At 72.1% G+C, this 22,706-nt stretch carries 25 protein-coding genes and 1 pseudogene; 14 read left to right on the plus strand and 12 right to left on the minus strand.

The genetic code is table 11. The annotated features are described in order from the left end of the window. Positions 1-76 precede the first annotated feature (76 nt). Genes BLASA_RS04185 through BLASA_RS04195 form a run of 3 tightly spaced genes read right to left on the minus strand, consistent with a single transcriptional unit; the run spans position 77 to position 3,543 of the window. Complete coding sequence (locus BLASA_RS04185; RefSeq protein WP_014374771.1) at positions 77-883, minus strand: succinate dehydrogenase/fumarate reductase iron-sulfur subunit; 807 nt, start codon at positions 881-883, stop codon at positions 77-79. A gap of 2 nt (positions 884-885) precedes the next feature. Then, positions 886-2,832, minus strand: a complete 1,947-nt coding sequence (locus BLASA_RS04190; RefSeq protein ID WP_014374772.1) for a fumarate reductase/succinate dehydrogenase flavoprotein subunit — start codon at positions 2,830-2,832, stop codon at positions 886-888. Between the two features lie 12 nt (positions 2,833-2,844). Next, the gene (locus tag BLASA_RS04195; RefSeq protein WP_231839548.1) at positions 2,845-3,543 is read right to left on the minus strand and encodes a succinate dehydrogenase cytochrome b subunit; all 699 of its coding nucleotides are present in this window, start codon (positions 3,541-3,543) and stop codon (positions 2,845-2,847) included. Positions 3,544-3,798: 255 nt separating this feature from the next. On the opposite strand from BLASA_RS04195, the gene BLASA_RS04200 reads away from it, so the two are divergent. Continuing rightward, complete coding sequence (locus BLASA_RS04200) at positions 3,799-4,407, plus strand: sulfite oxidase-like oxidoreductase (protein WP_014374774.1); 609 nt, start codon at positions 3,799-3,801, stop codon at positions 4,405-4,407. A 133-nt stretch (positions 4,408-4,540) separates the two neighbouring features. Then, positions 4,541-5,179, plus strand: coding sequence for an FAD-binding oxidoreductase (locus BLASA_RS04205; protein ID WP_014374775.1), 639 nt, complete (start codon positions 4,541-4,543; stop codon positions 5,177-5,179). 88 nt (positions 5,180-5,267) lie between these two features. Here BLASA_RS04205 and BLASA_RS04210 read toward each other — a convergent pair whose 3' ends face one another. After that, on the minus strand, positions 5,268-5,993 hold the full coding sequence (locus BLASA_RS04210; protein ID WP_014374776.1) for a hypothetical protein: 726 nt from the start codon (positions 5,991-5,993) through the stop codon (positions 5,268-5,270). A gap of 190 nt (positions 5,994-6,183) precedes the next feature. Here BLASA_RS04210 and BLASA_RS04215 point away from each other — a divergent pair, with 190 nt between their 5' ends. Next, a complete protein-coding gene (locus tag BLASA_RS04215; protein ID WP_014374778.1) occupies positions 6,184-7,005 on the plus strand; it encodes a formate/nitrite transporter family protein in 822 nt (273 codons plus the stop codon). On the opposite strand, the gene BLASA_RS04220 is transcribed toward BLASA_RS04215, so the two are convergent. Together BLASA_RS04220 and BLASA_RS26490 are read right to left on the minus strand one after the other, a co-directional pair. Further along, positions 7,002-7,547 (minus strand): DUF1990 family protein, encoded by a 546-nt coding sequence (locus BLASA_RS04220; RefSeq protein ID WP_051004824.1) that lies wholly within the window; start codon positions 7,545-7,547, stop codon positions 7,002-7,004. The genes BLASA_RS04215 and BLASA_RS04220 overlap by 4 nt on opposite strands. Positions 7,548-7,752: 205 nt before the next feature. Next, positions 7,753-8,658, minus strand: a pseudogene (locus BLASA_RS26490) (putative bifunctional diguanylate cyclase/phosphodiesterase); the annotation flags it as partial. Positions 8,659-8,683: 25 nt separating this feature from the next. Here BLASA_RS26490 and BLASA_RS04230 point away from each other — a divergent pair. The 3 genes from BLASA_RS04230 (at position 8,684) to BLASA_RS04240 (ending at position 10,375) form a co-directional block, all read left to right on the plus strand. Continuing rightward, positions 8,684-8,914, plus strand: coding sequence for a hypothetical protein (locus BLASA_RS04230; protein ID WP_166486467.1), 231 nt, complete (start codon positions 8,684-8,686; stop codon positions 8,912-8,914). 187 nt (positions 8,915-9,101) lie between these two features. Continuing rightward, positions 9,102-9,959 (plus strand): HipA family kinase, encoded by an 858-nt coding sequence (locus BLASA_RS04235; protein ID WP_014374782.1) that lies wholly within the window; start codon positions 9,102-9,104, stop codon positions 9,957-9,959. 20 nt (positions 9,960-9,979) lie between these two features. Next, positions 9,980-10,375: a DUF3037 domain-containing protein gene (locus BLASA_RS04240; RefSeq protein ID WP_085972501.1), complete on the plus strand. Its 396-nt coding sequence runs from the start codon at positions 9,980-9,982 to the stop codon at positions 10,373-10,375. A gap of 72 nt (positions 10,376-10,447) precedes the next feature. Here BLASA_RS04240 and BLASA_RS04245 read toward each other — a convergent pair whose 3' ends face one another. The 6 genes from BLASA_RS04245 to BLASA_RS04265 all read right to left on the minus strand — a co-directional run bounded on the left by BLASA_RS04245 (position 10,448) and on the right by BLASA_RS04265 (position 14,194). Next, positions 10,448-10,741, minus strand: a complete 294-nt coding sequence (locus BLASA_RS04245; RefSeq protein ID WP_014374784.1) for a 4a-hydroxytetrahydrobiopterin dehydratase — start codon at positions 10,739-10,741, stop codon at positions 10,448-10,450. Positions 10,742-10,805: 64 nt separating this feature from the next. Beyond that, positions 10,806-11,516, minus strand: a complete 711-nt coding sequence (locus BLASA_RS04250; RefSeq protein WP_014374785.1) for a phosphoadenylyl-sulfate reductase — start codon at positions 11,514-11,516, stop codon at positions 10,806-10,808. After that, positions 11,513-11,683 (minus strand): hypothetical protein, encoded by a 171-nt coding sequence (locus tag BLASA_RS24510; RefSeq protein ID WP_197536373.1) that lies wholly within the window; start codon positions 11,681-11,683, stop codon positions 11,513-11,515. Before BLASA_RS24510 ends, BLASA_RS04250 begins: the two co-directional genes overlap by 4 nt. Further along, positions 11,680-13,353: a nitrite/sulfite reductase gene (locus BLASA_RS04255; RefSeq protein ID WP_014374786.1), complete on the minus strand. Its 1,674-nt coding sequence runs from the start codon at positions 13,351-13,353 to the stop codon at positions 11,680-11,682. The genes BLASA_RS24510 and BLASA_RS04255 overlap by 4 nt, the downstream gene beginning before the upstream one ends. A gap of 106 nt (positions 13,354-13,459) precedes the next feature. Beyond that, the gene (locus BLASA_RS04260) at positions 13,460-13,681 is read right to left on the minus strand and encodes a hypothetical protein (RefSeq protein ID WP_041775600.1); all 222 of its coding nucleotides are present in this window, start codon (positions 13,679-13,681) and stop codon (positions 13,460-13,462) included. 30 nt (positions 13,682-13,711) lie between these two features. After that, positions 13,712-14,194 carry an RrF2 family transcriptional regulator gene (locus BLASA_RS04265; protein ID WP_419761015.1) on the minus strand — a complete coding sequence of 161 codons (483 nt, stop codon included), beginning with the start codon at positions 14,192-14,194 and terminating at the stop codon, positions 13,712-13,714. A 27-nt stretch (positions 14,195-14,221) separates the two neighbouring features. On the opposite strand from BLASA_RS04265, the gene BLASA_RS25465 reads away from it, so the two are divergent. From BLASA_RS25465 to BLASA_RS04305, 8 genes are all read left to right on the plus strand, one after another. Further along, positions 14,222-15,007, plus strand: coding sequence for a (deoxy)nucleoside triphosphate pyrophosphohydrolase (locus BLASA_RS25465; RefSeq protein ID WP_014374789.1), 786 nt, complete (start codon positions 14,222-14,224; stop codon positions 15,005-15,007). 320 nt (positions 15,008-15,327) lie between these two features. After that, on the plus strand, positions 15,328-16,983 hold the full coding sequence (locus tag BLASA_RS04275) for a peptide ABC transporter substrate-binding protein (protein ID WP_014374790.1): 1,656 nt from the start codon (positions 15,328-15,330) through the stop codon (positions 16,981-16,983). Positions 16,984-17,176: 193 nt separating this feature from the next. Further along, the gene (locus BLASA_RS04280) at positions 17,177-18,100 is read left to right on the plus strand and encodes an ABC transporter permease (RefSeq protein WP_014374791.1); all 924 of its coding nucleotides are present in this window, start codon (positions 17,177-17,179) and stop codon (positions 18,098-18,100) included. Further along, positions 18,093-19,046, plus strand: a complete 954-nt coding sequence (locus tag BLASA_RS04285; protein WP_014374792.1) for an ABC transporter permease — start codon at positions 18,093-18,095, stop codon at positions 19,044-19,046. Before BLASA_RS04280 ends, BLASA_RS04285 begins: the two co-directional genes overlap by 8 nt. Further along, positions 19,043-20,107, plus strand: coding sequence for an ABC transporter ATP-binding protein (locus tag BLASA_RS04290; RefSeq protein ID WP_014374793.1), 1,065 nt, complete (start codon positions 19,043-19,045; stop codon positions 20,105-20,107). Before BLASA_RS04285 ends, BLASA_RS04290 begins: the two co-directional genes overlap by 4 nt. A 70-nt stretch (positions 20,108-20,177) precedes the next feature. Next, a complete protein-coding gene (locus BLASA_RS04295; RefSeq protein WP_041776108.1) occupies positions 20,178-21,170 on the plus strand; it encodes a dipeptide ABC transporter ATP-binding protein in 993 nt (330 codons plus the stop codon). Positions 21,171-21,332: 162 nt separating this feature from the next. Continuing rightward, positions 21,333-22,232 (plus strand): N-acetyl-1-D-myo-inositol-2-amino-2-deoxy-alpha-D-glucopyranoside deacetylase, encoded by a 900-nt coding sequence (gene mshB / locus BLASA_RS04300; protein ID WP_014374795.1) that lies wholly within the window; start codon positions 21,333-21,335, stop codon positions 22,230-22,232. Between the two features lie 41 nt (positions 22,233-22,273). Continuing rightward, positions 22,274-22,657, plus strand: coding sequence for a DUF6113 family protein (locus BLASA_RS04305; RefSeq protein ID WP_231839549.1), 384 nt, complete (start codon positions 22,274-22,276; stop codon positions 22,655-22,657). The last annotated feature ends 49 nt before the right edge of the window (positions 22,658-22,706 follow it).

Below are 22,706 nucleotides of genomic sequence, written 5' to 3' on the forward strand. Positions count from 1 at the left end.
GGCGGATGCCCGCCCGTGCCGGCGGTCCGTTCCGAGCCTCAGCCCAAGCCAGGGGTCAGGAGGACGGGGTCCTTCGTCAGCTCTTGGGGCGGGCCCCGGCGCGCAGCGCGCCGAGCAGGTCGTGGTTGAGCCGGGAGATGGTCTCCATCGAGATGCCCTTCGGGCAGGCGGCCGAGCACTCACCGATGTTGGTGCAGCCACCGAAGCCCTCGAGGTCCTGCTGGGCGACCATGTTCACCACGCGGTCGTTGCGCTCCGGCTGGCCCTGCGGCATGAGCCCCAGGTGCGTCACCTTCGCCGCGGTGAACAGCATCGAGGAGGCGTTCGGGCAGGCCGCCACGCAGGCGCCGCAGCCGATGCAGGTGGCGGCGTCGAACGCGGCGTCGGAGTCGGCCTTCGGCACCGGGGTGGCGTGCGCCTCCGGAGCGGTGCCGGTGGGCACGCTGATGTAGCCGCCGGCCTGGATGATCCGGTCGAACGCCCGCCGGTCGACGGCGAGGTCCTTGATCACCGGGAACGCGGTGGCCCGCCACGGCTCGATGTCGATCGAGTCGCCGTCCTTGAACGACCGCATGTGCAGCTGGCAGGTGGTCGTCTGCTGCGGACCGTGCGCCTGGCCGTTGATCATGACGCCGCACATGCCGCAGATGCCCTCGCGGCAGTCGTGGTCGAAGGCCACCGGGTCGTCGCCCTGCAGGATCAGCTGCTCGTTGAGCACGTCGAGCATCTCGAGGAAGGACATGTCCGGGGAGATGTCGGTGACCTTGTAGGTCACCATCTTCCCCTTGACCGACGGGCCCTTCTGCCGCCAGATCCGCAGGGTCAGGTTCATCCCGCGCTTGCCGGTCTGCTCGTCGCCGGCCCGGGTGGCACCGTGGGTCATCGTCACTTGTAGCTCCGCTGGGCGAGGTGGACGTACTCGTACTCGAGGTCTTCGCGGTGCAGCACCGGGGGCTGACCCTCCGGCGTCCACTCCCAGGCCGCGACGTAGGCGAAGTTCTCGTCGTCGCGCAGCGCCTCGCCCTCGGGGGTCTGGCTCTCGGCGCGGAAGTGTCCCCCGGCGCTCTCGTTGCGGTGCAGCGCGTCGACGCACATCAGCTCGGCGAGCTCGATGAAGTCGGCGACCCGGCCGGCGTGCTCGAGCGTCTGGTTGAAGGAGTGCCAGTCGCCACCGATCTTCACGTCGGTCCAGAACTCCTGGCGGATCTCGGGGATCCGGTCCAGGGCTTTGCGCAGGCTCTCCTCCGTGCGCTCCATGCCGCACAGGTCCCACATCAGCCGGCCGAGCTCCCGGTGGAAGGACGCCGGGGTGCGGGTGCCGTTGATGGTGAGCAGCCGCTGGGTCTGCTCCTGCACACCGGTGAGCGCCTCCAGGGCAGCCGGGTGGCTGTCGTCGACCTTCTCGAACGGGCCGTCGGCCAGGTAGTCGCTGATCGTGGCCGGGAGCACGAAGTAGCCGTCGGCCAGACCCTGCATGAGGGCGCTGGCGCCCAGGCGGTTCGCGCCGTGGTCGGAGAAGTTGGCCTCGCCGATCACGAACATGCCGGGGATCGTCGACTGCAGGTCGTAGTCGACCCAGAGCCCGCCCATCGTGTAGTGGACGGCGGGGTAGATCCGCATCGGCGTCTCGTACGGGTCCTCGCCGGTGATCTGGGCGTACATGTCGAAGAGGTTGCCGTACTTGGCCTCGATCGCCGGGCGGCCCAGCCGCTCCATGGCGTCCCCGAAGTCCAGGTAGACGCCGAGCCCGCCGGGGCCCACGCCGCGGCCCTCGTCGCAGACGTTCTTGGCCTGGCGGGAGGCGATGTCGCGGGGCACCAGGTTGCCGAACGCCGGGTAGATGCGCTCGAGGTAGTAGTCGCGGTCGGCCTCGGGGATCTCGCGCGGGTCGCGGTCGTCGCCGCGCTCCTTGGGCACCCACACGCGGCCGTCGTTGCGCAGCGACTCCGACATCAGGGTCAGCTTGGACTGGTAGTCGCCCTTGACCGGGATGCAGGTCGGGTGGATCTGGGTGTAGCAGGGGTTGGCGAAGTACGCGCCCCGCTTGTGCGCCCGCCAGATCGCCGTGGTGTTGGAGCCCTTGGCGTTGGTCGAGAGGTAGAAGACGTTGCCGTACCCGCCGCTGGCGACGACGACGGCGTCGGCGAAGTGCGTGCTGATCTCGCCGCTGATCAGGTCACGGGCGACGATGCCGCGGGCGCGGCCGTCGACCACGATGAGGTCGAGCATCTCGTGGCGGGCGTGCTCCTCGACGTTGCCGGCCGCGATCTGCCGCTCCAGCGCCTGGTAGGCGCCGTACAGCAGCTGCTGGCCCGTCTGGCCCCGGGCGTAGAAGGTGCGCGACACCTGGGCGCCACCGAACGAGCGGTTGTCCAGCAGGCCGCCGTACTCACGGGCGAAGGGCACGCCCTGGGCCACGCACTGGTCGATGATGTTGACGCTGACCTCGGCCAGCCGGTGCACGTTGTTCTCGCGGGAGCGGAAGTCGCCGCCCTTGACCGTGTCGTAGAACAGCCGGTGCACGCTGTCGCCGTCGTTGCGGTAGTTCTTGGCGGCGTTGATGCCGCCCTGCGCGGCGACGCTGTGCGCGCGGCGCGGGCTGTCCTGGTACCAGAACGACTTGACCTTGTAGCCCTGCTCGCCGAGCGTGGCCGCGGCCGCGCCGCCGGCCAGGCCGGTGCCGACGACGATGACCGTCAGCTTGCGGCGGTTGGCCGGGTTGACCAGGCGGCCGCGGAAGCGCCGTTCGCTCCAGCGCTCACCGATCGGCACGTCGCGGGGGGCCTTGGTGTCGGCGATCGGCTCGCCGACGTTGAAAAGCTCGAGAGGCATCGGTGGAGCTCCTTAGTCGATGAGCCCGAAGAGGACGGAGAAGGGCACGAGCAGGAAGCCGAGCGTGAGGAGGGTGGCGAACCCGAGGGCGAAGTAGTTGACCGTCTTCTCCCGGCGCCGGTTGCTCTGGCCGAGGGTCTGCGTGGCGCTCCAGATGCCGTGCCGCAGGTGCATGCCGAGCAGGATGACCGAGATCGCGTAGAACAGCGTGACGAAGGGGTTCTGGAAGCTAGCCACCAGCCGCTCGTACGGCGTGCTGTCGAAGCCCTCGGCGTTCACCGTGCCGGTGGTGAGGTCGAGGATGTGGTAGATGATGAAGGCCAGGATGATCACGCCTCCCCAGCGCATGGTGCGCGAGGCGTAGCTCTGCGCCACCGCCTTCTTGGTGACGTATCCCTCCGGGCGCGCCCGCTTGGCCTGGCGCCACAGCGAGACGGCGGCCCAGAAGTGGGCCACGACCGCGGCCAGCAGTACGAGCCGGATGATCCAGAGGGCGGTCGCCCCGGGGATCGCCGGGTTGCCGACCGTGCGGATCCAGCCGGAGTAGGAGTTGAAGGCCTCCGCACCGGAGAAGGCTTTCAGGTTCCCGACCACGTGCGCGATCAGGTACAGCACCATGATGATGCCGCTGATGGCCATCACGGCCTTCTTGAAGACCGAGTTGGTCTTCGCAACCTTCGGGGTCCTGCGCTGCGCGTGCGTCACCGTCACCACAACTGACCACGCTAGGACTACACCGCGCTCGCCACCAAGCCAACACGAGGTGACACACCTCATGTAAGGGTGCCCTCACCGCAGGTCAGCGTGCTCCTGGGTGGCTCCCGCGCACGTCAGCGCCCCGTTCCCCGTGCGGGCGACGTCGGCCCCAGCTTCCTCTCGGAAGCAGCGACCGACTGCCGGCCGGACAGGCTCCCCGGGCGGTCCTGCGCTGGTCGAGCACCGTCCGGCCGGGGGAGGATGCGTCCCGTGCCCACCCCCACCCGCGGTTTCCTCGGTCGCCGGCGCGAGCGCGACCCCCGCCTTCCGCCCGGCCAGTACGACGTCGGCGCCGACTGGCCGATCCTCACCGCCGAGCCGACCCCGCGCATCACCCCGGGCAGCTGGAGCATCACCGTCGACGGGAGGGTGGCGAACCCCACGACCTGGTCCTGGGACGAGGTCCACCGACTGCCGCCGTCGGAGTACCGGGGCGACATCCACTGCGTCACCACCTGGTCGAAGTTCGACACCCGCTTCTCCGGGATCAGCGTCGACACGTTGCTCGAGGCCGCCCGGCCGACCGCTGAGGCGCAGTTCGTCATGGCGACATCGAAGACGGGCTACACCACGAACCTGCCGCTGGCCGACGTCACCGGCGGCAAGGCCTGGCTGGTCTGGGAGTTCGACGGCCGGCCGCTGACCCCCGAGCACGGGGGGCCGGTGCGCCTGCTCGTGCCGCACCTGTACTTCTGGAAGAGCGCCAAGTGGATCAGCAAGCTCTCGCTGCTGGCGCGCGACCAGCCCGGCTTCTGGGAGCAGAACGGGTACCACGACCGCGGGGACCCGTGGCGGCAGCAGCGGTACCAGGGTGACTGACGGCGGACCCCCTCCTCCTCACCCCTCGCACGCTCGGGGCGAGCCTCGGGACGGTGCCGTACTGGGTGCCGGGGTCGCCGGCGCGCCGAGCGGCGGCTGGCGCACCGCCACCGTGGCGGGGGTCCGTCGCCCGGTGCCGCGCTCGGTCCAGCTGCGGCTCGACGTCACCGACCGGGTCGACCACCTGCCCGGCCAGCACTACGTCGTCCGGCTCACCGCGCCCGACGGCTACACCGCGCAGCGCTCGTACTCGGTCGCCTCGGCGCCCGGCGACCCGCTGCTGGAGGTGTTCGTCGAACGGCTCGACGACGGCGAGGTCTCCACCCACCTCGCCGACGTCGTCGAGCCCGGCGACGTGCTCGAGATCCGGGGCCCGATCGGGGGCTGGTTCGTGTGGGACGGCGTGACCCCGGCGCTGCTGGTGGCCGGCGGCAGCGGCGTCGTCCCGTTCGTGTCGATGCTGCGCACCGCACGCGCCCTCGGGCGCACCGACCTGCTGCGCATCGCGGTCTCGGTCCGCACGCTGGAGCTGCTGCCCTACGCCGACGAGCTGCGGAACGCCGGCGCGCTGCTCGCCACCACCCGGGAGCCGAGCGGCATCCGCCCCGCCGGCCGGCTCACCGCGGAGGATCTCGTGCCGCTGTGGGAGCCCGGCCAGACCGCCTTCGTGTGCGGGTCGGCGGCGTTCGCCGGCGCGGCCACCCGTCTGCTCGAGACGCTGGGCATCCCGGCGGCGGCCATCCGGGTGGAGCAGTTCGGCCCCAGCGGCTGACATTCGTTCCCGCCAGGACGGGGCCGCGCCTACCGCGTCCACCTCCGCTCGTGGTCGGGCCGGACCGGTAGCAGCACCTGCTGCCGGGTCACGCCACGACGTCCCGGGTCGGCAGCGGATCCTGGCCTCCGACGGTTCCCCGGCCGGAGAGCACCGCGAAGCGGGCGAACAACTCCTCGGCGTACCAGCGCTCCGCCGCGGTGCGGTCCACGACGGCGGCGTGGGGAGCCCGCTGGTAGGCGAAGGCGTTGAGCGCCGCTGCCGACTCCCACAGACTGAAGGTGCCTTGCAGCCCGATCGGCGCCTCCCCGATGCCCAGCGCGAGACGCAGCCCCGGGCTCCGGTGCAGGTCCACCGCCACCGGCGGGACGGCGCGCCAGAAGGTCAGCGTCCTCGTCGGCGTGAGCCGAGCCCGGGTCACCGCGGCCACCGGCCCGTCCCAGCGCTGCGGCCGGGGATCGCCGAACGGTTGGCGGCGGCTCCAGCGCCCCCGGGCGGCCAGCGGGCGCAGTCGCGCCGTCCACTCCTCGTCGGCGATCCGCCGCCAGCGGGTGACGACCGGGCCGTCGTCGAAGGCGGTGGCCGTGGCCTCGTCGTCCCACACGGCGAGCAGGGCCCAGCGTCGGGGGTCGGCGTCCCGCGGGGTGAACGTCCGGCCGGCGCCGGTGCCCAGCAGCTTGGCGAACCGCAGCCCGGGCGTCCGGCGCAGCGACCGGCGGTCCGCGGCCAAGCGCCACACCGCCAACGGAACCGAGCGACCCGGCACGCCCCAGAGGTGCAGCGTGACCGGCCCCGGGCCGTGGTCGGCGTCCACAGCCCGAGACTACGGCCGCGTGACACCGTGGCGGCGGAGGTCAGGAGGCTCCACACCCGCCAGGACCTCCTCCGCTCGAGCCATGACCGACGCCACCTGGGCGGTCGGTGTGCACGGGACGCCCATGGGTAGAGCGCCCGGGACGCATCGCCGGCCTGGGCTCCGGCGTCCTGCCATCCGAGGAGAGACCGTGGCCGTGGATCACACCCGCGAGGAGCTGGGCCACACCGACGCCCCGGTCGAGGACGAGGTGACCGAGGCCTTCGACCGGATGGTCAGCCAGGGGGCCCAGCGCCTGCACCGCACCTGGCGCGAGGTGCTCACCACCGGGCTGGCCGGCGGGCTCGAGGTCGGCGTGGGCGTGCTCGTCCTGTTCGCCGTCTACGCCGAGACGGGCAGCCACCTGCTCGCCGGGCTGGCCTTCAGCGTCGGCTTCATCGCGCTGCTGCTGGCCCGCAGCGAGCTGTTCACCGAGGGCTTCCTGGTGCCCGTCACCGCCGTCGTGGCCGGCCGGGCGAGCAGCCGTCAGCTGGCCAAGCTGTGGGGCGGCACCCTGGTCACCAACCTGGTGGGCGGCTGGCTGGTCATGTGGCTGGTGGTCCAGGCGCTGCCCGACCTCCGGGCGACGGCCGTCGAGTCGGCCCGCACCTTCGTCGACGCGCCGCTGGACCTGCAGTCGATCTGCCTGGCGTTCCTCGCCGGCAGCTCGATCACCCTGATGACCCGCATGCAGCAGGGCGCCGAGAGCGAGGCCGGCAAGATCGTCGCCGCCGTCGCCGGTGCCTTCGTGCTGGCCGGGCTGATGCTGTTCCACTCGATCCTCGACTCGCTGATCATCTTCGCCGGCATCCACGCCGGCGGGCCGCTCGGCTACGGCGACTGGCTGGCCTGGTTCTGGTACACGGCACTGCTCAACATGGCCGGCGGCCTGCTGGTGGTCACCGCGCTGCGGCTGGTCCGCAGCAAGGAGCTGATCGACCTGGAGCGCAGGGCCGTCGCCGAGGGCGATTAGCCCCGGGCCGCCCGGCGGATCGCTGCCCCGTACCTGGCGGTCGCCAGCCGCTGCAGCGCCAGGCCCAGCGGTCCGGCCAGCCGGGCGGCGGGGGAGGCCAGGCGGAAGAACACCCGGATCTCGTAGTGGACGTCGCCGTCCGGGGTCAGCCGGACGGTGAACCGTTCCTCACCGCTCTCGGGATGGCCGGGCAGCGTGCCGTAGGAGAACCCGCATTCGTCGCCGTCGGTCCCGGCCCACACCACCCGGCAGGGGATGTCGTAGCCCAGCCGGGGCAGCCCCGCCGTCAGGACCACGACGGTCCCCGGCGTGCTCGCCGGGCCGTCGGCGCACACCCGCAGCCCGACCCCGCGCTGGGCCCGCCAGTCGAACACCGCGGCCGCGGCGCGCTCGAACGCCGCGCGTCCCGAGCCGACGACCGTCCGGTGCTCGGCGTGGTGGTAGCCCACGGGCAGGGCGGCGTCGCCGGTCGCCCCCACCTCGGCGTAGGTGAACGGCGCACCGGCGAGGACGGCCGGATCGGTCGCGCGCAGGAGGCCCACGTCCGGCAGTCTTCCGGTCGGGGCGTCTTCCTGCCCGGTGGTCGGCCCGGGTGCGAGCGGGCCGGCCGGTCCTCGAGCTCGGCCACGGATCCCGCGACGGCGGCGTGCGGGAGCGGCCGGGCCAGCCAGTAGCCCTGGGCGACATCGCACCCCAGCCGGCCGAGTTCCGCCCAGGTCGCGCGGGTCTCCACCCCCGGAGTTCCTGCAGCACCTCGAGCGCACGGCCGGGATCCTTCATGGCCGCGCTCTCGGTGATCTCCAGTTCCAGGCACGAGGCGGGCAGACCGTGCCGGCGGAGGAGCCCGGCGATCTGGTCGGCCAGGCAGGGGTCCAGCAGGCTGCGGGCGGAGAGGTTGACCGCCACGACCAGGTCCAGGCCGTCGTCCCGCCACCGCCGGCAGTCGGTGAGCGCCTGATCGAGCACGGCCTCGGTGAGGGGGCGGACCAGCCCGGTCTGCTCGGCGAGCGGGATGAACTGGTCGGGTGGGATCAATCCGCGCTCGGGGTGCTGCCAGCGCACGAGCGCCTCGACGCCCACCACCCGACCGTCGTCCAGCCGCACCCGCGGCTGGTAGTGCACCACCAGCTCGCCGTCCCGGATGGCCCGGCGCAGGTCACCGGAGAGGCTCAGCTGTGCCGCGGCGTCGGCGTCCATCGACGGGACGTAGACCGCGACCCCCAGGTGGTCGGCCTTGGCGGCGTACATGGCGACGTCGGCGTGCCGCAGCAGATCCGTGGCGCTGGTCCCGTGGACGGCGACCCCGCAGCTGCCGTCCACCTCCAGGGTCAGCCCCTCGACCTGGCAGGGGCTGCGAATGGCGTCGAGGGTCCGGCCGGCCACCTGCACGGCCTCCTCACCGCTGCAGTCGCGCAGCACCGGCACGAACTCGTCGCCGCCCTGCCGGGCCAGCACGGTTCCCTCGCGCAGCTCGTCGGTCAGTCGCTGGGCCACCGAGCGGAGCAGCGTGTCGCCGACGTGGTGGCCCAGCGTGTCGTTGACCTCCTTGAACCGGTCGGGGTCCAGCAGCACCACCGCGGTCGGCGGGCCCCCCGCCAGCGTCTCGTCGAGGGCCGTGGCGAGCTCCTCGGTGAGCGCCGCCCGGTTGAGCAGGCCGGTGAGGGAGCTGGCGCGCCCGGTGGCGGAGCTGCTGCTCGGCCTCCCGGCGGGAGACCACCTCGGCCTTGAGCTCGTCGGACCGGCGCTTTCCGAACACCATCATCAGCAGGTGGGAGAAGGCCAGGACCAGGACGATGTCGTCGGCCGGCCCGCCGAGCTCCCCGGGCCAGTTCCACCGGATGGCCGCGACGGCGAAGGCGATGGTCAGCACGGCGACCACCGCCGCCTCCCGCAGGACCCGGGCGCGTAGCGAGGCCGGGCCGTGACCGGCTGCGGTCCGCGCCATCCGCACCTCCCCGTCGATGGGCCTGAGGGGTGCGATCGGCGGCTCCCGGCGCGTGCTTGAGGCCGGGCCCGCCGACGTCCCCCCGCCGGGGCACGGCGACCGGGACACGGCGCGGCGGCCGGCTGCGGACGGCGGTAGGTTCACCCGCACTGTGCTGCCCGCCGTCACCGCCACCCGCTACGTCACGCCGCTGCGCGAGGGCGGGTCGCTGCCTGGCCTGATGGAGGCCGACGACCTGGGCACATACGTGGTGAAGTGGCGCGCGGCCGGCCAGGGCGTGCGGGTGCTCGTCGCCGAGGTGGTGTGCGGGGAGCTGGCCCGGGCGCTCGGCCTCCCGGTGCCGGCGCTGGTGACCGTGGACGTCGCCCGCGAACTGGCGGTGGGCGAGCCCGACCACGAGGTCCAGGAGCTGCTGCAGCGTTCCGCCGGGCGCAACCTCGGCCTGGACTACCTGCCCGGGGCGCTGGACTTCGAGGCCGGCGCCGACGGCGTGGACCCGGAACTGGCCGGGCGGGTGCTGTGGTTCGACGCGCTGACCGGCAACGTCGACCGCTCCTGGCGGAACCCGAACATGCTGTTCTGGCACGGGCGCCTGCAGCTGATCGACCACGGCGCGGCGCTGACCTTCCACCACCACTGGCCCGGCGCCGAGGCCGCCGTCGTCCGGCCCTACGACGCGTCGGCGCACGCGCTGATCGAGTGCGCGCCGGACGTGCCGGCGGCCGATGCTGCGCTGGCGTCCCGGATCACCCGGCCGCTGCTCGAGAGGGTGCTCGCCCAGGTGCCCGACGACTGGCTGGAGGGGGAGACCCCGGAGGACCCGCCGCACGCCGTCCGCAACCGGTACGTGGGCCAGCTGCTGGCCCGGCTCGCGGCCCGCGACGCCTGGCTGCCGGGGCTGGTGGCCGCCGCGGCCGCCGGTGGGTCAGGCCGTCGCCGGGCGCCGGTCGGGCAGAACCGTCCCGGCTGGCTGGGCCCGCCGCCGCCCGAGGGGATCACCCAGCGATGAGCGCCATGACATCGAGGGCCATGACATCGAGGGACGTGTTCGAGTACGCGGTGCTGCGCGTCGTTCCGCGCATCGAGCGGGGGGAGTCGCTCAACGCGGGCGTCCTCGTCTACTGCCGCCAGCGCGACTACCTCGGCTCGCGACTGCACCTGGACGCCGCCCGGCTGCGGGCGCTGGACCCGACCGCGGACGCCGCGGCCATCGAGCAGGCGCTGCAGGCGGCCGCCGACGTCTGCGCCGCCGATCCGGTGGCCGGCGCCGCCGGCCGGGAGGCCCTGGGGTCGCGCTTCCGCTGGCTCACCGCCCCGCGCAGCACCGTCATCCAGCCCGGTCCGGTGCACACCGGACTGACCGCCGCCCCCGACGCCGAGGCCGACCGGCTGCTGCGGCTGCTGGTCCTGCCCATCGAGGGCTGACCCCAGGCATAGGAGGCTATGCATGCGTTTCGCGGGCCGCAGACGTAGGCATAGCCTCCTATGCCCTGCTGCTCAGGCGGGGAGCAGGGCGTCGATGCGCCGGGCCAGTTCGAGGTCCAGCTCGCTGACGCCGCCGGCGGAGTGGCTGACCAGCGTCAGGTGCAGCGTCCGGTACCGCAGGTCGACGTCGGGGTGGTGGTCCATCTCCTCGGCGACGTCGGCGATCGCCACGATCGCGGCGACCGCGTCCCGGAAGCTCGGCTGCTCCACGGTCCGGCGGATCCCCGCACCGTCTCCAGACCACAGCGGTAGGCCGTGCAGCGCGGCGGTGAGCTCGTCGGGGGAGAGGCGCGGTGGGCGAGGCATCCGCCCATCCTGCCGCCGGATGGCCGAAACGGTGAAGCCTTCCGGTTCCCCAGCGGAGCTGTGTTCAGGTGTGCAGGCCGCACTCCGTCTTGGTCGACCCCGCCCATCGGCCGGCGCGCGCGTCCTCGCCCGGGGCCACCGGCCGGGTGCACGGGGCGCACCCGATGGAGCCGTACCCGAGCTCGAACAGCGGGTTGACCGGGATCCGGTGCTCGGCGATGTAGCCGTCGACGTCGTCCTGGCTCCAGGCGGCGATCGGGTTGACCTTCACCATGCCGCGCTTGGCGTCCCAGTCGACCAGCCGGGTCCCGGCGCGCGTCGGCGACTCGTCCCGGCGGACGCCCGAACCCCACGCCGCGTACCCGGACAGCGTCTGGGCCAGCGGCTGCACCTTGCGCAGCGAGCAGCAGAGATCGGGGTCGCGCTCGTACAGCCCCGGGCCGTGGGAGAGGTCCTGCTCGGCGACGGTCTGCGGCGGTGTCACGTTGACCAGCGTCACCGGCAGCACACCGGTGATCCAGTCCCGGGTGCCGATCGTCTCGGCGAAGTGGTAGCCGGTGTCCAGGAAGATCACGTGCACGCCGGGGATCGCGCGGCTCGCCAGGTGCGCGAGCAGGCCGTCGGCCATGGACGAGGTGATCGCGAACCGGTCGCCGAAGTTGTCCCCGGCCCACGCGAGGACGGCCAGCGCCTGCTCGACCGGGTCGGCGATACCGGCGAAGCGCGCGTCGGCGTCGGCGGCGACCTCCGGCGTCGGCGAGATCGCAGTCGTCATCCCTGAACCCCCGTGGCGAGCAGTCGGACGGTGAAGGCGCGCAGGCAGGCGCCGCAACGCCAGCCGTCGGCCGACTCCCCGTGGGGAGACAGCTCTTCCTCACCGCAGTACGGGCAGTGGAACACCGGCAGCTGCCGGGTCCTTCCCGCGACCGGCTCCTCCGTCACAGGAGCCAGTCCTCGTCCGCCCGGGAGACGTAGTGCGCGAACGACTCGCCCGGCGTCCGGCGCTCGAGGAAGCCGCGCAGCACGCGCTCGCAGTAGTCGGCGGTCTCCGCCTTGGTCACCTTGTGGCCGCGGAACTTGCGGCCGAAGGTGGCCTCCACGCCGAGGTGACCGCCCAGGTGGACCTGGAAGCCCTCCACCATCTCGCCGCTCTCGTCGCGGACCATCGAGCCCTTGAAGCCGATGTCGGCGGTCTGGAACCGGGCGCAGCTGTTCGGGCAGCCATTGACGTTGATGCCGATCGGCACGTCGAAGTCGGGCAGCCGCTTCTCGAGTTCCGCGTAGAGGTCCTGCGCGTGCTGCTTGGTCTCGACGATCGCCAGCTTGCAGAACTCCAGGCCGGTGCAGGCCATGGTGCCGCGGCGGAACGCGCTCGGCCGGACCTGCAGGTCGTGCTCGGCCAGTGCGTCGACCAGCGCCTCCACGCGCGCGTCGGGCACGTCGAGGATCACCAGCTTCTGCTGCGTCGTCGTCCGGATGCGTCCCTGTCCGTACTCGTCGGCGAGGTTCGCGATCGTGGTGAGCAGCGAGCCGGTGATCCGGCCGGTGCGCAGCGCGAAGCCGACGGCGTTGCGCCCGTCCTTCTGCTTGGCGACGCCGACGTGGTCGCGCTGGTCGTGCTTGGCCGGCGCCGGGGCGGGACCGTCGGGCAGCTGCGCGTGCAGGTACTCGTCCTGCAGCACCTGGCGGAACTTCTCCGGGCCCCAGTCGGCCATGAGGAACTTGATGCGGGCGCGGTTGCGCTGCCGGCGGTAGCCGTAGTCGCGGAAGACGGCGGTGCAGGCCGCCCAGACGTCGGTCACCTGATCGGGCCGGACGAAGACGCCGATCCGCTGGGCGAACATCGGGTTGGTGGACAGCCCACCGCCGACCCACAGGTCGTAGCCGGCCTCGCCGTCGGAGTTCACGACGCCGACGAAGGAGACGTCGTCGATCTCGGGCTCGGTGCAGTGGTCGACGCAGCCGGACATCGACGTCTTCCACTTGCGCGGCAGGTTGCTGAACTCGGGGCTGCCCACGTACGTGGCGACGGTCTCGGAGATGACGTCGGTGGCGTCGAGCACCTCGTCCTCGAGGATCCCCGCCAGCGGGCAGCCGAGCATCACGCGCGGGGTGTCACCGCAGGCCTCCATGGTCGACAGGCCGACCGACTCCAGCCGCCGCCAGATCTCGGGGACGTCCTCGATGCGGATCCAGTGGTACTGCACGTTCTGCCGGTCGGTCACGTCGGCGACGTCCCGGCCGAACTCGGTGCTGATGCCGCCGAGCACCCGCAGCCCGTCGCTGGTCAGCTGCCCGCCGTCGATGCGGGCGCGCATCATGAAGTACTCGTCCTCGAGCTCCTCGGGCTCCAGCACGGCGGTCTTGCCGCCGGGGATGCCCTGCGCCCGCTGGGTGTAGAGGCCCATCCAGCGCATGCGGCCCCGGAGGTCACCCGGGTCGATGCCGTCGAAGCCGGTCTTCGAGTAGATGTCGAGGATCCGCTGCCGGACCTCGAGCCCGTCGGAGTCCTTCTTCATCCGTTCGTTGGGATTGAGCGGCTCGCGGTAGCCCAGCGCCCACTGGCCCTGACCGCGCTGCGGCCGGTTGCTGGTGCGGGTGGGGGTGCTCACGTGGCGTACTTCTTCCTGCGCTCGCCGTCCGCCCAGCTGCGGGCCGGGGGAGACGGGGCGCTGCTGGATCGGAGCGCAGCGGAGGAGCTGCGCGGGAGAACCTGGGTCAGCGCGCGGCGCGACAGGCGGCGCTGGAGACCAGCGCGAGATCGATGTGCAGGCGCGCGACGAGGAACGCGCTGCCATCGGTCATGCGTCGATGGTGCCACAGTGCCGGGGAACCCGGCGGGTGCAGCGGATCACGCCCGGTCCGGTGGCGGTCGATCCCCGCCCGGACGAGGGATCCCGACCCTGCCGGGAGCGTTCCCGAGGTGTCGGTGACGGGCACCGCCCGGGCCGGATGCTCACGGGCTCCGGATCACTCCTCCGGCGGGGCGCTGAAGGACCGCCAGGCGTCGTCGATGGCCACCAGCTCGGCGGCGTGCGGCGGCAGCTGGCCGGCCACGACGTCGGCGACCGTGACCCCTTCCAGGACGCGGCGGTAGGCCTCCCGTGCGGCGACCCACACGCCCGCCAGCCCGGCAGCCGCACCCGGGTACACGACGTCCTCGGGGCGCTGGCCGTGCACCTCGGCGAGGAATCCCTGCTCCACCCGCATGACGCGCGCGATGGAGATCTCCGAGGCGGGGAGCGCCAGGCGGTACCCGCCGTCCCGGCCACGCTGGCTGGTGACCAGCCGGGCGTGCTGCAGATCGGCGAGGATGGCCTGGAGGAACCGGCTCGGGATGTCCTGGGCGGTGGCGATGCGTTCGGCGGTGAGCGAACCCGGCGCCGCAGCGGCGAGCTCGACCACCGCTCGGACGGCGTAGTCGACGCGGGCGTTGATGCGCACGCAGGACATAGTGCCGCCATCTGCGACAGTGCCCCGGTGTTCCGGCTGCGTTTCACCACGTTGGTGGAGGCGCCGCTGACCGTGGCGTTCGACGTCGCCCGTGCGCTGGGCCGGCCGTGGCCGGTGCCGCTGGAGGAGGTCGTCTCCGTACGGCCCGAGCGGGACGTGTACGCCGTCGCCCGCGGCCGCGGCTGGATCACCCACTCACGGCGGTTCACGGCCACCGGCGCCGGGACGCTCGTCGACGAGCAGGTCGACTGGGACACCGGGCTGCCCGGCATCGTCAGCGGCGTCGTCGACCGGCTGGTGCTGCGCGGCCGGGTCGTCCGGGCGATGCAGGCGCACCTGGACGGCTACGCCGCGGCGGCCGCCCACCGGGCGCTGGACGTCGTCCGGGTGGTCGGCGCCGCGCTGGTCGACGGCGACCGGGTGCTCGTCGCGCAGCGATCCGGGGGCCGCTACGACGGCTGCTGGGAGTTCCCCGGCGGCAAGGTGGAGCCGGGGGAGTCGGACCTGGCCGCCCTCGTCCGCGAGTGCGCGGAGGAGCTGCGGGTCGACGTCGTCCCGCAGGCGTTCCTGGGCGAGGTGCTGCTGGACGGCGTCGTCGCCGGTGGTGCGCCCGGCGCGTCCACCATGCGCGTGTGGTGGGGCCGGATCGCGCACGGCCGGCCGGTTGCGCACGAACACGCTCAGCTGCGGTGGGTGGGTGCTGCGGACCTCGACGCGCTGGACTGGATCCCCGCCGACCGCCCGCTCCTCCCCGCCGTCCGTGCCCTCCTCGGCCTCGGCGGGGCGCCTCGCAGGGGCCGTACCAGCCGGTAGGCACGCCGACACGCCGGGCGCGGCGGTGCGGAAGGTCTTCGGTGCGTGCCCGCTGTCACAGGACGGCTGCCCGGTTGTCGGCCCGCCCGCTACGGAAGTTGCGGTTGTTCCGCGGAACGTGACCCGAGGTCACAACTCGATGACGTACGTGGACACCCTTCGCGCGGCGTGCCTAGGGTCCTCCCGTCGTACTCGGGAGACTCCCGTCTCCGGGTGCGTATCTGCTCGAGACCAACCCCGTCGTCCGGTCGTCCTCGCGAGAGGCGGCGCTCGACATGTCCGGTCCCCCCGCGGAATGCGGGCTGAGGGAGGCATTGCACGTGAAGTTGAGCAAGCGCAACAGTGGGCTCGTCGCGACGGCCATCGCCGCCGCGCTGCTGATGACGGCCTGTGGCGGTGGCGATGACGAGGGCGGCGAGGGCGGCGGCTCCGCCGACGGCGGCGGCTCGTACAGCCTGGCCATCAACAACCCGGAGAACCCGCTCGTCCCCGGTAACACGACCGAGAGCGAGGGCGCGCAGGTCATCAAGGCGCTCTGGACCGGTCTGATCGAGTACGCCGAGGACGGCGAGGTCCAGTACACGGGCATCGCGGAGTCCATCGAGTCCGACGACAACACCACGTGGACCATCACCCTCAAGGACGGCTGGACGTTCCACGACGGCACCCCGGTGACCGCGTCGTCGTTCGTCGACGCGTGGAACTACACGGCCTACAGCCCGAACGCCCAGGGTGGGTCGTACTTCCTCTCCAACATCGTGGGCTACAAGGATCTGCAGGCCCCGACCGACGACGCCGGTGAGATCACCGGGGACCCGGTCGCCACCGAGATGACCGGTCTCGAGGTCGTCGACGACCAGACCTTCACGGTCACCCTCAACGACCCGTTCGCCCAGTTCCCCGTGACGGTGGGCTACAACGCCTTCTTCCCGATGGCCGAGGCCTTCTTCGAGGACCCGGAAGCGGCCGCGCTCGACACCCCGATCGGCACCGGTCCCTTCCAGGCCGAGGGCCCGTTCGAGGAGGGCGTGGGCATCACCCTGTCGAAGTACGACGACTACGCGGGAGAGAACGAGGCCAACGCCGAGACCCTGGAGATCGACGTCTACTCGGAGATCACCACCTCCTACCGGGACGTCCAGGGTGGCAACCTGGACGTGGTGAAGGACATCCCGGCCGACGTCATCGCCACCGCGCCGGCGGAGTTCGGTGACCGGTTCATCGAGCGCCCGTCGTCGTCGTTCACGTACCTCGGCGTGCCCACCTACGACCCGCGCTTCGCCGACAAGCGGGTGCGCCAGGCGTTCTCCATGGCGATCGATCGCGGGGCCATCACCGACGCGATCTTCAACGGCACCTTCACCCCGGCCACCGACGCGATCGCCCCGGTCGTCGACGGTTACCGCGAGGGTGCCTGCGAGTACTGCGAGCTCGACGTCGAGCGGGCCAACCAGCTCCTCGACGAGGCCGGCTTCGACCGGAGCATGCCGGTCGACCTGTGGTTCAACGCCGGCGCCAGCCACGACGCCTGGGTGGAGGCCGTCGGCAACCAGCTGCGGGAGAACCTGGGCATCGAGTACACGCTGCAGGGGAACCTCGAGTTCGCCGAGTACCTGCCGCTGCTGGACTCGAAGGGCATCACCGGCCCGTTCCGGCTCGGCTGGGCCATGGACTACCCGAGCCCGCAGAACTACCTGGAGCCGCTGTACTCCACCGCTGCGCTTCCCCCGGCCGGCTCGAACGTGACCTTCTACTCGAACCCCGAGTTCGACCAGTTGATCGCTCAGGGCAACCAGGCGGAGACCAACGAGGAGGCCATCGACTTCTACCAGCAGGCCGATGACATCATCCTCGAGGACATGCCGATCATCCCGATGTTCTTCGGCGTGGAGCAGATCGTCCACAGCGAGGACGTCTCCGACGTGGTGATCGACGTCTTCGGGCAGATCGACACCGCGCGGGTCAAGGTCAACTGACCCCCACGGAGTAACAGCACCGCCCCGTGCCGCCGGGGGTGCTGCCCGAGAGGGCAGCCCCCCGGCGGCTTCCGTGAGGCCGTTCGCGGTCACCTCACGGCGTCCCGGCCCGTCGATGCCCCCGAGCTACCGACTGGCAGAGTGACCCGCACGCCGCTCCGTCGAGGTCGGCGCAGAACTTCCGAGGGGAGCCATGGGCCGCTACATCGCGCGCCGGCTGTTGCTCACGATCCCCGTCATGTTCGGGGCGACGTTCTTGATCTTCGCGATGGTGTACGCGCTGCCGGGCGACCCCATCCGCGCCCTGGGCGGCGACCGTCCGCTGGCGCCCGCGGTCATCGCGCAGTTGCGCGAGGACTTCAACCTCAACGATCCGCTGCTGGTCCAGTACTACAAGTACGTGGTCGACCTGTTCCAGCTGGACTTCGGCACCGATTTCCGGGGCCGGCCGGTGTTGGACACCATCGAGCAGCGGCTGCCGGTGACGGCGAAGCTGACCCTGGTGGCCGTGGTCTTCGAGATCCTGATCGGCGTGGTCGCCGGCGTGCTGGCCGGCATCCGGCGCAACGGCTACTTCGACAACCTGGTGCTGGTCTCGACGACGCTCGTCGTGTCCATCCCGATCCTGGTGCTCGGCTTCCTCGCCCAGTTCGTGTTCGGCCTGAAGCTGGGCTGGTTCCCCATCGCCGGCATCGGTGAGGGCTGGTACAGCTACCTGTTGCCCGGCCTGGTGCTCGCCGCCGGATCCGTCGCCTACGTCGCCCGGCTGACCCGTACCAGCATGTCCGAGAACCTGCGCGCCGACTACGTCCGGACGGCGAAGGCGAAGGGCCTGACGCCGCGGACGGTCGTCGTCCGCCACACCCTCCGGAACAGCCTGATCCCGGTCATCACCTTCATCGGCGCCGACGTCGGGACGCTGATGGGCGGAGCCATCGTCACCGAGGGCATCTTCAACATCCCCGGGCTGGGGCGGGCGATCTTCGAAGCCATCCTCGCCCAGGAGGGCGCGGTCGTCGTCGGCATCGTGACCCTGCTGGTCTTCTTCTTCATCTTCTTCAACCTGGTCGTGGACGTCCTGTACGCCGTCCTCGACCCGAGGATCCGTTATGACTGAGCAGCGTCCGGAGCAGGCGCAACTGGGCCACGAGGAAGTGGGCGCCGGCGCCGTCACCCAGACCGAGGAGCATGCGGCCGCTGCCGACGAGCGGCAGAACTCGCTGTGGAGCGACGCCTGGAAGGCGCTCAAGCGCAACCCGCTGTTCTGGATCGGCTCCGTCCTCATGGTGCTCTTCGTGACCATGGCGCTGGTTCCGCAGCTGTTCGCGCGGGGCGCCGATCCGCGGGCCTGCAGCCTGACCAACTCGGCCGAGCCGCCGTCGGCAGAGCACTGGTTCGGCTTCGACCAGCAGGGCTGTGACTACCTGGCCAACGTGGTCTACGGGGCGCGCAATTCGCTGGCCATCGGTGTGGTCGCCGTCGTGGTCATCCTGGTCCTGGGCGTCGTGGTCGGGGCACTCGCCGGCTACTACGGCGGGATCACCGACAGCATCCTGGCCCGGATCGCGGACATCTTCTACGCGCTGCCGCTCATCCTCGGCGCCCTCGTCCTGCTGAGGTCGGCCTTCGACCGGCCTGGGCCGATCGCGGTCGCGGTCGCGCTCGCGGCGTTCGGCTGGATGACGGCGATGCGCCTGGTCCGGTCACAGGTGATCGCGGTCAAGAGCAGCGACTACGTGGCTGCGGCCCGCGCCATGGGCGCCTCCGGCCGCCGGATCATGGTGCGGCACATCCTGCCCAACGCGGTCGCGCCCGTGCTCGTCTACACGACGATCACGATCGGTGTCCTGATCGCCGCGGAGGCGACCCTGACGTTCCTCGGGGTCGGCCTGCAGCGGCCGGCGATCTCGTGGGGGCTGCAGATCAACACCGGGCAGAACCTGCTGCAGTCCGCACCCCACCTCGTCCTGTTCCCCAGCGCCGTGCTGACCCTCACGGTCATGGCGTTCGTCATGATGGGTGACGCGCTCCGCGACGCCCTGGACCCGAGGCAGCGTTCATGACCCTCTCCGATCCCACGGCCGCCGCGGTGTCCGCGCCGACCGACCCCGGTGCCGTCCTCGAGGTCGACGATCTCTACGTCCAGTTCCGGACCGGCTCCGGTCTGGTCCGCGCCGTCAACGGGCTGAGCTACACCGTCCGTGCGGGGGAGACCCTGGCGATCCTCGGGGAGTCGGGGTCGGGCAAGTCGGTATCGGCACAGGCGATCATGGGCATCCTCGACATGCCGCCGGCCGAGATCCCCGAGGGGCGCATCTGGTTCGAGGGGCGCAACCTGCTCGACCTGCCCGCCGAGGAGCAGCGGCAGGTCCGCGGCCCCGGGATCTCGATGATCTTCCAGGATGCCCTGTCGTCCCTGAACCCCGTCTACAGCGTGGGCTTCCAGATCGGGGAGATGTTCCGGGCGCACCGGGGCACCTCCCGCAAGGAGGCCAAGAAGATGGCTGTCGAGCTGATGGAACGGGTCCGCATCCCGGCGGCGGCGCAGCGCGTCGACGACTACCCGCACCAGTTCTCGGGTGGCATGCGCCAGCGCGTCATGATCGCCATGGCGATCGCGCTGGACCCCAAGATCCTGATCGCGGACGAGCCCACGACGGCGCTGGACGTCACCGTGCAGGCCCAGGTCATGGACCTGCTCAAGGACCTCCAGCGGGAGACCGGGATGGGGCTGGTCCTGATCACCCACGACCTCGGCGTGGTCAATGAGGTCGCCGACAAGGTGGCCGTCATGTACGCGGGCACCTCGGTCGAGACCGGAACGGTCGACGACGTCTTCGAGGGTCCCGCCCACCCCTACACCGAGGGCCTGATGGCTTCGGTGCCCCAGGTCGAGGCCAAGGGTGGCCGGCTGCGCCCGATCGCCGGGCAACCACCGAACCTGGCCGCGATCCCCAGCGGCTGCTCCTTCCATCCGCGCTGCTCGCACCGCCGCATCGGGGCAACCGCGCGGGCGGGCGCCGACTGCGCCGTCGACGTGCCGCCGCTGCGCCTGGTGCGCCCCGGCCGTGAGGCGGCCTGCCACTACAGCGAGGAGGTGCTCCGTGGCGAACAGGGACGCTGAGGTCCATCGCGCCGAGCAGGCGCCGACCGGTCGGAATGCCTCGGAGCGGGGCGGGTCGACCGGCGAGCCGTTGCTCGAGCTGCGGGACCTGAAGAAGCACTTCCCGCTCACTCAGGGCGTCCTCTTCAAGAAGACCGTCGGGCATGTCCGCGCGGTGGACGGCGTGACGCTCACCCTCGGCCGCGGCGAGACCCTCGGCCTGGTGGGCGAGTCCGGCTGCGGCAAGTCGACGGTGTCGAAGCTGCTCGTGGCGCTCGAGCGGCCCACCAGTGGCGAGCTGCTCTACAAGGGGCGCGACGTCACCACGATGAACCGCCGGGAGCTCAAGGCATACCGCCGCGAGGTGCAGATCATCTTCCAGGATCCCTATGCCTCGCTGAATCCGCGGATGACGGTCGGCGACATCGTCGCCGAGGGTTGGTCGGTCCATCCCGACATCGCGCCGAGGAAGGGGCGCCTGCAGCGCACGCAGGAGCTCATGGAGCGGGTCGGGCTCAACCCCGACTACGTCAACCGCTACCCGCACCAGTTCTCCGGCGGTCAGCGGCAGCGCATCGGCATCGCCCGTGCGCTGGCCCTGCAGCCGGAGGTCATCGTCTGCGACGAGCCGGTGTCCGCGCTCGACGTCTCGGTCCAGGCGCAGGTGGTCAACCTGCTCGAGGACCTGCAGAACGACTTCGGGCTCTCCTACCTGTTCATCGCCCACGACCTGTCGGTCGTCCGGCACATCTCCGACCGGGTCGCCGTCATGTACCTGGGAAGCATCGTCGAGGAGGGCACGGACGCTGACGTCTACGGGCGGCCGTCGCATCCCTACACGCAGGCACTCCTCTCCTCGGTCCCGCTGCACGAGCCCCGTCTGCGCGGGCAGAAGGACCGGATCCTGCTGCAGGGTGACGTCCCGAGCCCGGCCGATCCGCCGTCGGGATGCCGCTTCCGCACCCGCTGCTGGAAGGCGCAGGACATCTGCGCCACCGAGCCGCCGGCGTTGATCGACCGCGGCCAGGGACACCCGTCCGCCTGCCACTTCGCCGAGGCCCGCACGGTCGTCCCTACGGAATGATCTGTCGTCCTTCGGACGACACCGCGGCCAGGTGCCGTCCCGACCGGCGCTGAGCCGTTGCCCATGTCCCGGTCGGGAGGCCCTCCGGGGCCCCGCGACCGATCCACTCCAGCTGCTTGCCGTCCGCATCGGGGCGGGAGCGTCACCTGGGATGATGCAGCGGTGACCGCTGACAGGCGCGTGCTGTTCGTGCACGCCCATCCCGACGACGAGACGATCACAACCGGGGCCACGATGGCGCGCTACGTCGCCGAGGGCGCCGCCGTCACCCTGCTCACCTGCACGCTGGGCGAGGAGGGCGAGATCATCGTCCCGGAGCTGGGCCGGCTGGCGGCCGACCAGGCCGACCAGCTGGGCGGCTACCGGATCGGCGAGCTGCGCGCCGCGATGGCGGCGCTCGGGGTCGAGGACGTCCGGTTCCTGGGCGGTGCCGGCCGGCACCGGGACTCCGGGATGGTCGGGACGCCGGCCAACGACCACCCGCGCGCCTTCTGGAACGCCGACCTGACCGAGGCGGTCGGGCACGCGGTCGCGGTCGTGCGCGAGGTCCGGCCCCAGGTGGTGGTCACCTACGACCCCGACGGCGGCTACGGGCACCCCGACCACGTCCAGGCGCACCGCGTCGCCATGCGGGCGGTGCAGGCCGCCGCCGACCCGGCGTTCCGGCCGGACCTCGGCGCGCCCTGGGAGGTCGCCAAGGTGTACTGGTCCTGCGTGCCGCGGTCGGTCGTCCAGGAGGGGGCCCGGGCGCTGGCCGCCGCGGGGGAGCGGGTGCCGTTCCAGCGCCCCGGCGCCGTGGAGGACGCGCCGTTCGCGGTGCCCGACGAGCAGGTGACGACGGCGATCGACGCGGGTGGGCACGTCGGGCGGAAGGCGGCGGCCATGCGGGCGCACGCCACGCAGATCACCGTCGACGGGGAGTTCTTCGCCCTGTCGAACGACCTCGGGCAGCAGATCCTCGGCACCGAGTACTACCGGCTGGTCCGCGGGGAGCCCGGGCCGGCCGGGAACGGGCACGGGCACGGCTGGGAGGACGACCTGTTCGCCGGGCTCCGCGGGTGAGCGGAGCGCGGTGGGCGGTGGCCGGCTGGGGACTCTGCGCCGTGGCCGCCTCCTCTTGGCTGGCGCTGGTGGAGGTCTTCTGGCTCCCGTTGCGGGTGGGCGGCGTGCTGGTGCCGGTGTCGGTGGCCGCCGCCGTGGTGGGGAACCTGCTGCTGGTCGGCGCAGCCCTGCGGCTGTCGGGATCGAAGGTGGTCGCCGTCCTCCCCGCCGCGAGCTGGCTGGTCGTGGTTGTGGCGGCGATGGTGCGCCGGCCCGAGGGGGACCTGCTCCTCGTCGGCGGGGGCGCCACCGGCATCGTCAACACGGCGTTTCTGCTGCTGGGGGTGCTGGCCGCCGCCTTCGGCGCGGGTCTGGCCCTGGGCGCCCCGCCGCGGCCGGCTCCGGTGGCGGCGCCGTCCGGTAGCGGTAGCGGTGGTGCTCGGTGAAGCCGTGCCGGGCGTAGCGCCGGCGCGGCGGAGCCGGCCGCCGCTCCGC

This window comes from Blastococcus saxobsidens DD2 (assembly GCF_000284015.1).
GTDB lineage: Bacteria > Actinomycetota > Actinomycetes > Mycobacteriales > Geodermatophilaceae > Blastococcus > Blastococcus saxobsidens_A.